Here is a 473-nt window from a genome sequence, read left to right as displayed (position 1 = left end):
CCAATGAAAAAAATGGCAGAATCCCTGGAATTGAAGGTGAATTACCATTCTGATCAATGTATGAATCACTCTTATGAAATAGGCGGACAAAAAATCATTAAGCCGGTTCAAATGATTGAATACAAAGGACAAGTTGTTTGTCCAAGATGTGTAGTTGAGCAAAACAATAAGGTTTTGGAAGAACAAGCTAACGCTCATTATAAGAAGATTAGCCGTTTACAGAAATTCAACATGCTGGAAAAGGCTAGTGTTATTACAAATAAGAAAATTCCTCTTTCAAGATTATCTGATTACAGAACCGGGTGTGATGAAACGACTAGTCACAAGAAAGCTGTAGAAGAAACCTTGGAGGATTTAAAGAACGGAGAAATTAGAAAAGTTGTATTTACAGGAAATCAAGGGACGGCCAAAAGTTTCCTAGCATACAGCATGCTTCATGAATTGAATCAGTATTTCTGGGATATCAGTCAAGG

At 36.2% G+C, this 473-nt stretch carries 1 pseudogene; it reads left to right on the top strand.

Annotation, left to right across the window (positions count from 1 at the left end):
* Positions 1-473 (top strand): annotated as a pseudogene (locus ACS2CR_RS34400) (ATP-binding protein); the annotation flags it as partial.

It is taken from the genome of Bacillus cereus group sp. BceL291, from assembly GCF_051776705.1.
Lineage (GTDB): Bacteria > Bacillota > Bacilli > Bacillales > Bacillaceae_G > Bacillus_A > Bacillus_A cereus.
This window is presented reverse-complemented; position numbering and strand designations above follow the sequence as displayed.